The 8,439-nt window shown below is 34.6% G+C and carries 11 protein-coding genes; 5 read left to right on the plus strand and 6 right to left on the minus strand.

From position 1 onward, the window contains the following. Positions 1-68 precede the first annotated feature (68 nt). From ACGH6Q_RS11585 to ACGH6Q_RS11610, 6 genes are all read right to left on the minus strand, one after another. The gene (locus ACGH6Q_RS11585; protein ID WP_085165771.1) at positions 69-323 is read right to left on the minus strand and encodes a hypothetical protein; all 255 of its coding nucleotides are present in this window, start codon (positions 321-323) and stop codon (positions 69-71) included. Between the two features lie 139 nt (positions 324-462). Beyond that, on the minus strand, positions 463-666 hold the full coding sequence (locus ACGH6Q_RS11590; protein ID WP_411592882.1) for a hypothetical protein: 204 nt from the start codon (positions 664-666) through the stop codon (positions 463-465). Continuing rightward, on the minus strand, positions 651-2,540 hold the full coding sequence (locus ACGH6Q_RS11595; RefSeq protein WP_411592883.1) for a toprim domain-containing protein: 1,890 nt from the start codon (positions 2,538-2,540) through the stop codon (positions 651-653). Before ACGH6Q_RS11595 ends, ACGH6Q_RS11590 begins: the two co-directional genes overlap by 16 nt. A gap of 103 nt (positions 2,541-2,643) precedes the next feature. Continuing rightward, the gene (locus ACGH6Q_RS11600; RefSeq protein WP_411592884.1) at positions 2,644-3,453 is read right to left on the minus strand and encodes a replication protein; all 810 of its coding nucleotides are present in this window, start codon (positions 3,451-3,453) and stop codon (positions 2,644-2,646) included. 173 nt (positions 3,454-3,626) lie between these two features. Continuing rightward, positions 3,627-4,088: a YmfL family putative regulatory protein gene (locus tag ACGH6Q_RS11605; protein ID WP_411592885.1), complete on the minus strand. Its 462-nt coding sequence runs from the start codon at positions 4,086-4,088 to the stop codon at positions 3,627-3,629. A gap of 50 nt (positions 4,089-4,138) precedes the next feature. After that, positions 4,139-4,339, minus strand: a complete 201-nt coding sequence (locus tag ACGH6Q_RS11610) for a transcriptional regulator (protein ID WP_411592886.1) — start codon at positions 4,337-4,339, stop codon at positions 4,139-4,141. 126 nt (positions 4,340-4,465) lie between these two features. Here ACGH6Q_RS11610 and ACGH6Q_RS11615 point away from each other — a divergent pair, with 126 nt between their 5' ends. From ACGH6Q_RS11615 to ACGH6Q_RS11635, 5 genes are all read left to right on the plus strand, one after another. Next, positions 4,466-5,140, plus strand: a complete 675-nt coding sequence (locus tag ACGH6Q_RS11615; protein WP_411592887.1) for a helix-turn-helix transcriptional regulator — start codon at positions 4,466-4,468, stop codon at positions 5,138-5,140. Between the two features lie 83 nt (positions 5,141-5,223). After that, positions 5,224-6,234 (plus strand): hypothetical protein, encoded by a 1,011-nt coding sequence (locus ACGH6Q_RS11620; RefSeq protein WP_411592888.1) that lies wholly within the window; start codon positions 5,224-5,226, stop codon positions 6,232-6,234. A gap of 753 nt (positions 6,235-6,987) precedes the next feature. After that, entirely contained in the window at positions 6,988-7,521 is a 534-nt protein-coding gene (locus ACGH6Q_RS11625) for a hypothetical protein (protein WP_411592889.1), read from the plus strand. 2 nt (positions 7,522-7,523) lie between these two features. Continuing rightward, entirely contained in the window at positions 7,524-7,808 is a 285-nt protein-coding gene (locus ACGH6Q_RS11630; protein ID WP_411592890.1) for a hypothetical protein, read from the plus strand. Between the two features lie 86 nt (positions 7,809-7,894). Further along, entirely contained in the window at positions 7,895-8,191 is a 297-nt protein-coding gene (locus ACGH6Q_RS11635; protein ID WP_174798438.1) for a hypothetical protein, read from the plus strand. The last annotated feature ends 248 nt before the right edge of the window (positions 8,192-8,439 follow it).

An 8,439-nucleotide genomic window follows, 5' to 3' on the forward strand; every position in this document is an offset into this window, starting at 1 on the left:
TAGGAATTGGAGTAATTAGATGTTTTTTAAATCTTTCTACTTCTTTTTCTAACTCTTGCTGTGTTAATTTAGTCATTGGTTGAGTCCTTTACTTTCCTGGCAACTAAAATTTCATAATCACCATGAATAATCACCACAGCTTTAAAGTCCTTATTAGCTTTCTCTACTGCTTTAGCCAAACTTCCAGCTAATCGATACTGCTTAAATTTTTTGTCAAATAAATCAAGAATTGATGAACTTGCACCTGATCCAACTAATCCGCACAGTAAAGTAAAATTTAAAGTTAAAGCTATAAAAATCATTACAGCAAAAAAATAATCCATATTTATGCCACCTTTACACAAGAATAATTATCAACTGTCGCGCCTTTGTATATCTTCTTGATGTCTGATTCAGTTATCTTGTTAACACGAAACATGGTAATGTTTACTTGCTCCTGAAGCCCTACTTGTACTGTTGCTGTTATTTTGTAAGCCATTTCTGTATCAACTCCCTCAATTTTGCTTTGTCTTCTTCTGAATATGTTTTAACTCGTTCTACTAATTGCTGTTTAATCTTTGCCGTATTTGCTCCACGCTCTCTTATCGCTCTCACATAGTCGTATGCTATTTTGTCGAGCATGTGATAACGTCCAAGTGGGCAATGATTAACTAACGGTTTTCGCATGCTTTACTCTGTTTTTTTAGTGATAACACCTCGTTTTGAGGTCGGTTATATAAATAGTTAAATGGAGTATGCTTATCGCTAGATAAAAACTGATTGGTGTAAGCATTAAATTCGACTGGTACCTTTCCACACCAACCCTCACCCTCTCTTTGTTTATCAACTGATAACAATGTATTTGGAGATGCTAATAATTTTTCGTCTTTTTCGCTTAGCTCAATATTAGGAAATCTGTTAATCCTTTCGTTAAGTTCTTCTTTTTTCTTATTGCGCCAAACCGTTACTAAATTATCTAATAAGTCCGTAATAGCCCCTGTTCCTTTGACGTCCATTTTGCCTACTGGTTTTTCTTCACTTTCCCCTTTTCTTGGGTGAGTAACTAAAAACACATGTACATCATTTTGATTTTTAAAATCACATAGTTGCTCTATAAATGCCTTTTGACCGTTATAGTCATCTTCTGCCATGCCACACATCATCAAAGAATCGATGATGAAAACTTTTACACCATATCTTTTGTGGGCGTACTTAAATACAGTCAGCAGTCTTTCAGTCTTGGCTTTACCTGTTACATTAAACACCCACAAAGAGTCGTTAAGTTTGTCCATAAATTTTTCCACGTCTTCACGCTCTGGCGAAGGCGTGCAAATACCTTGGCGAACAAACCTTTTTAATAATATTGCCGGTCTAAGCTCTAATGATGCGATACAAACTCTTAACCCCGATTTAATAGCGTCTAAAGAAAAATTACCGACTAATTGTGATTTGCCGTGACCGTTAACGCCGTTAACTGCTGTCACTTCATGACTACGAAACTTTAGCTTTTCAGCTAATCCCTCAATGCTTGATGTGAACATGTATTGTTCGGGAGCAAAAAAAGCATCAATAACACCTTGCTTGAAATCACCTGCTCTTTTTAGTTCTGTAGGGTCTAGCTTTTCAGCACTGATAATGCACTGAATAAATTCGTCTCTTGAAATGCCTTTCATCAAGCATTCGTTTGCATCTTTACAATCTCTTGGCAAGTGAACAAAGCTACAACGATGATAGCCTAAGCGTGTCGCTATTTCTTTTGCTGCCAACTGCCCAGCTTCGTCACTATCCATACAAATAAATATCTCTTCAAAACGTTCAAGATTTTCATATTCGTAGTCGATCCATTGTTGTTTTGCTCCAGCCCCTCCACCGAACGGTACTGATAACGCAGGTAATCCGTATTGATGAATGGTCATTGCATCGATTTCACCCTCGCATAAAACAACCATGTTTCTTTCGCTATTACTAATTGCCTGCCAACCGAATAAACACGGTTCGCAATCAACCTCAGCCATAATTATTTTTTTGTTACCATTACGCTCTAACCCCAAGCGTTTAATTTGTAATGTGTCATTGTCTCGAATGTACGGGAAAGCGATTGCGTCAACTTCGGACTTGGTTTCGTGATTAAATACCTTGGCATCAACAACCTTAAACAATCGAGCTGTTGCCTCGGAAATGCCCCTCGTAGCCAAGTACGCATAACACTTTCTGCTTGGTAAAATCCCTTTTTTTTCTGGCTTCTTAAATTGTTTTTTTGTTTTTTCAAAATAAGAATCCTCATTGCGAATCCCCAAAAATTCTTTAGCTTCTTGAATCGCTATATGCATTGACACACTTCTAACAGCAACCCATAAATCTAATAAATCACCACCTAAACCACCGTTAAACTCACACCAAACACGCTTACCGTTAACGTTGATTTTTAAGCTTTGCCCTTTATCACCTTGCAAATCACCAACACACCATTCGCCATGAATTTTTTTACCTGCTGGCAATAAATATCTGGCTACATCTTCCGCTCGCTCCCACAATTGGTTAGATAATTCCTTGATATTCATAATGCTTTTAACTCCAATTTTTTAAACCAATAATCAACAAATGACCGACTAAAAACCCCGTACCCATAACCGACAATAAGCAGTTTTTTTATTTGTCTACGCACTAATTTTCCCCCTGCATAAACATATACAGCTCATATTCACGCTTTTGTTCTGGCGTCATTTGTGGTTGCGGTCGCTTTGCGTTAGCTGGTAACTCGTCCTCCCAGCGTTTTTGGTTTAGATAGGTTGTTGGATGCAAATTAGCAAACCCAAAGATATTGGCTTTTAACCTGCACTGGATGTCACTTACCAACATTTGAGCAAACACCTCAGGCGTTTTATTTTCTGATTTCCAATTTTTGTATGCTGTTTTGAAGCTGGTAATTGCTTTTGATTTTCCAACTTTTGGTAGCCCTGCTTTGTAAAAAATTTCAAATGCAGAATCGAGCAATATATTATTGTCTTTATTGTCTTTTGTAGTATTGTCTTTTGTAGTATTGTCTTTTGTGTTTACCTCTTTTGGTAAAGAGTGATTTACCGTTTTGGTAAAGGTTTTCTTTACTGATTTGGTAAATGTTTTACTGGTTTGGGTAATATCACTTTTCCACTCATCAAGATTTTTATTTATTCCTACTTCACGCCCTTTTGTTACTAGCACATTCATCTTGATCAGCTCGTTTTTTATGGTTGAACATCTCGTTTCTGGATAACCAGTTAATTCGGATAATTGTTTATTACCTATCCAGTCTATTTTTTTGTTATAACCGTAAGTTTTACGCGCAATCGATAACAATAATTTTTGCTGGCGCAACGTGAACGGAAAAGAGATTATTTTTTCCAATAAATCGTTAGCAATTCTGGTATAGCCATCGTCTAAATTAGCCATACGCCCCTCTCTAGGCTTAAATTCGATTACTTCTGCCGTGGACATGATTTACCCCTTTTAGCTGCTTTAAACACTTCAACAAATTGCTCTCCGAATGCTCGGTTATGTAATGCGATCATCGCTAACTCGTCGGGTTTCTCCGCCCGTTGACATGTTCTGTAATATGATTTATTCTTTCTCATGTGATTTACTCCGATTCAGTGATCACGCGCCACTAATTAGTGGTTAGTGGCTTTTTTATGTAAATTAATTGTGTTTTCGGACAATGTTCGATTTAACTTATTTGCGATATCCGTTTTATTTCTGATAATCTTAGCTTCAAGCTCATCTATCACTCCGTCATCTGCGATAGCCTCTTGGATAGCGATAGCTACCTCACCTTGAGCTTTTGCCACGTCTAAACTCATCATGTATAAATCGAAGTTTTCAAGCTGTTCCGCTTTCATTTTTGTAACAACAAGACATCCTGCTTGTTCTGCATAGAATTCAGCAACTAACGCAGTTTTACTTAAGTTTTGTAAAGCCATTAATTCATCACCACTGAAAAAACGAGTTCCTTTATTTTCATAGCGACGATCATTAAAAGCCGATATTGATAAACCTAAGTAACTAGCGGCTACTTCTACTCCGCCATCAATTGAGCTCAATAAATCGTTAATTAATTTTTTCTTGTTACCCATATTTTTTATTTCCTCGTTTGGGTTACACCGTCTAATATTTACTTGTATGATTAGCCCCATACATCAGGGCGTAATTCAGCTTTTGTTACTTTGCCGAAAGTGTGAGCTTCGATTTTTTTTGCTATATGTATTGGAATTGGTGCAGTACCAACTTCCATTTGTCGCAAAAATGATTTAGACACATTAATTTCTTTAGCAAATTGGCTTTTACCACCCCTGCCAAGCTGAGATAAGTAATCAGATAAATTCACTCTCACCTCTGTGTTTAGTTAAAAGTTAAATATAGTTTATATAACACTAAACCAAAAGTAAAGTCAAGTTTATATTTTGCTTGTTTAGTAATTACTAAATAAAATAAGAGGGAAATAGGAGCCGTTATGAACAAAAACGAATTAAAGGAAATTAGAGCTAAAAATTTAAAGCTGTGGTTTTCGGGAAAAACAATTCCACCAAAAGAAAAAAGCTATATATCTCAATTAATAAATGGGAAAGCGTCTTTTGGCGAAAAATCAGCTCGAAGATTAGAGCAAGATTACGGAATGCCATCATTTTATTTAGATAAGACAAGTAATAATAAATCAAATGCAACAATACTTGGGGCTATAGAAGATTGGGATAGTGATACACCGCTTGATGATGATGAGGTAGAAGTGCCGTTTTATAAGGATATACGATTATCAGCTGGAAACGGATTTGCTGATGATATTGAAGACTACAATGGTTATAAGCTTAGATTATCCAAATCAACAATGAAAAGGTATGGAATTGATAAAAATTGTACTGTTTGTGTCGTCGTTGATGGGGATAGTATGGAGCCTGTTTTTAGAGATGGAGCAAGGGTTGCAATTAATCTTACTGATAGGCACATCCGAGATGGGAAAATATATGCAATTAATCATGATGGATTATTAAGAATAAAAATTTTAGAAAAAGTACCAGGTAGCCAAGTTAAAATCAAAAGCTACAACTCAGGTTATGATGATGAAATAGTATCTCAAGATGAGATAACTATTTTAGGGCGTGTTTGGTGGCAGTCATCTATTCTTGATTAATAAATAAACATAACAATACAAAACCGCTTCGGCGGTTTTATAAAAATTAACCTAAATAAGTTGAATGGTTGTAGGAGCTATACATGTCAGAAGAAGTGATTTTTATAAAAGATGAAAATGATTTCTATCAATTTTTAAAAAACATGAAAAACGATCCATTGATGGATTCAGAAAACTTTATTTTACCAAATATTTGTTTTGACGGTTGGCCTATATTACATATCAATGTAAAAGGAGAAAAATATCACTCATCAGTAAATACTAATCTTATTTCAGGTATGATGACCATTATTGAAGAAATTCAGAGATCATACTCCCTAATTAAATATGGCACATCAAATTTAAGCAAATTAACAAATGAAGATAAGCAAAATCTAGATGTAATATTTAATATTGCAGAGGGGTCTAGTGATGCAAAATCAGATAATTCAGGTATAATTAATAAAGGCTTGGAACTATTAAAGGCAAAAATGGGAAAAATGAACGGTTGGCAAACAATGGCGGTACTACTTGCTTTTACATGTGCTGCTGGTCATTATTTCTATGATAATAATCAAAAAGAAATTGAACTTAGCAAACAAAACAATAAAACAGTCGAAGCCGTTTCCACTGCAATGATCGAACAAACTAAAATTCTTATTGAGGATTATGAATCTCGTGGTAAAACTCAGGTTAGCTCTGAGATAAAGGAGCATGCTTTAAATGCACGTAATAATTTAATAAAGCAAATAGCTAGCGATTCATCTGTTGAATCTTTGAAAATCAATAGCGAATCTTTTTCGAAAGATGAACTTTTAGAATACACAACAAGACAACCAATAGAGAAAACAAAATACCAAGTTACCGATACCTTTATCATAAAAGGACTTGATAGGACAGGAGCTTACTTAACAGACTATAATATAAAGGTAATAAGAAAGTCTAATGGTGAACTTTTTACAATAAAAGCAGATGAAGAGTTATTATCTAAAGATGAATTATCTAAAATATCATCAGCTTGGGAAAAAAATATAGATATAAAAATTAGTTACATGGAAGTAAAAAATAAAGATGGACAAATTTTAATAGGGTCATTTATAGGATTAACTAACTAATATTATTTTCTTATCAATGTATAACCAAACCGCTTAATTGCGGTTTTTTTATGTCTGAAATTTGCCACCACAACTTTAAAACAATTCATTGATTAAAAAACAAGCAAATGAACAGTTACACTTCAAGTATAACCCATTAGTTTTACTAAACAATAATATTTAACACACAAAAAGTTTAGTTTTTGTTAAATTATTTACTTTACTTTTGGTTAACCATTTACTAAACTAATCACATCAAAACAAATCAACTTAACCAAAAGTTGAAGCTCTTTAAAAATTAGAAAAGTCGGAACAACTTATAAAGTGTTATTCAAGTAGACAGTGTGAAAGCGAAGCTCATCTTAGAACGAAATGCCTAGCTCCCTCTAAGCTGATGAAAGGATGACACGGAATAAGGGAGCGCAGAAACTCGTGACCATCGAGATAATTTGGTTAACAAATGGGAGGAAACAAGAATTGCGAAATTAAAGCGGATTGAACCGCGCCTAGGTGAAAAGTATAGCGTTATTATTACGCTCCCGAGTTTGCATGACAAAGCTGGAAATGACATAGAGTCATACACACAGCCAGTTAGGGTTAATGTTGAAAAAGAGTGTGCGGGTAAGACGAGATAATGAGCCAGATTATCACCCGTCATTACTCATTACGATGAGACTCCTTTGGCAAGAGCGCGGCTACTGCGAGAGTGTAGCATTCAAATCAAAGCGCATTTAAACAAGTGCGCTTGAGTTTGAGGTAAGAGGAGATAAAAAGATGATTATCAAAGTTGAAAAAGCTCAATTATTGTCAGCCCAATTGTTTAGAGCGTATCAAGACGTAAGACACTACTTAAATGGACTTTTCTTTGACAAGGACGGAACATTAGCAGCAACAAACGGGCACAAGCTTTTTGTTGGAAAGCATTTAAGTAAAATGAAGACAGGCGTAATTATATCAATAAAAGATAAAATCCCAACCAAATTTTATTATGCAGAAATAAACACACAAAAAGGACTAATCTTTTACAAATCAGAAAAAGATGAAACTTTATCAGTTGGGTTAATTAAGGTTGTTGACGGGGTTTATCCTGATTATAAAAAGATAATACCTAAGCTTTCCACTAAAAAACACACGTCGGTCATCGGTTTTAATACTGAATATCTCAGTGACATATTAAAAGTTGGAAAAATAATCAATCCAAAATTCCCTTCGGTAAAAATATTAATGCCGATGGACGATAAAAGTCCTGCTGTTTTTGAGTTTTGTAATCAAGAAGCAATAGCAATCCTAATGCCAGTGAGGATGTAAAAATGCAATTACATAGAACCGTAGAAAACGGTTACGAAAGAGCATATTGCAAAATGATAAGCGATGTCGAAATGCAAGACGCTAAAGAAGCAGAAATTAAAGCTCAATCAAACGAACTTTATGACAAACTCAGCGATAGTGATTATCTAGAAATTGAAGAAAAAATAATGAAAGCGTTTGGTTGGGATGATGTTGACACTGATTCAGTTCAAAAAGCATTAAAGCTCATATGTTATGAAAAAGCTGAATTTATTTTTAATGAAAAAAATAAAAAATCATTTTATTAAGCTAACTAATTTTGACAACTCGGAAAGACGAGTACATGCAAATCCGTTTGCCCTCGCTTGAGGGCTTTTTTTGAGGGATTCATTAAATGAATAAAAAAATTAAAGAAGATAGCGATTTAACTAACAAATTAATATCTGATGCTGTTAAAAATCTTCAATCAAATAACGACGATTACATCATAGATTATTTTGATGAATTAGTATCATCAATCAAAGCAAAACTCGGAGCTACTCAATTTAATGATGTAAAAATTGCATTAAAAAAAGAAATCAACATCCGACCAGATTTCATGAGCGTTCTAGATAGCGCAATAGTTTTTGCTAGAAGAATAATATATCTAAATTTAATTCTAAAACAAAACACGGCTTGGCGTCTGCCGTAAAAACGCCACCTTTCTTAGTGTATTTGCCCGTGAATTGAGTAACGGGCTTTTTTACAGATTTAGCGGCTAGAATTCATGGGGATTAAACAATGACAAGTAAAAAGATTATTGAGCGATTACAGCAATTAGATTGGTATGTTGAATGTAAAACTGAGCATGAATTAGCGTTAGTGTTAAATGCGTGTTTGGATGCTGATATTCCTTGGTTTTCTGGAAATAAGGCATCTAGATTTGCTCCAGACTTGCTT

This window comes from Gilliamella sp. BG2, from assembly GCF_046635645.1.
Lineage (GTDB): Bacteria > Pseudomonadota > Gammaproteobacteria > Enterobacterales > Orbaceae > Gilliamella > Gilliamella bombi.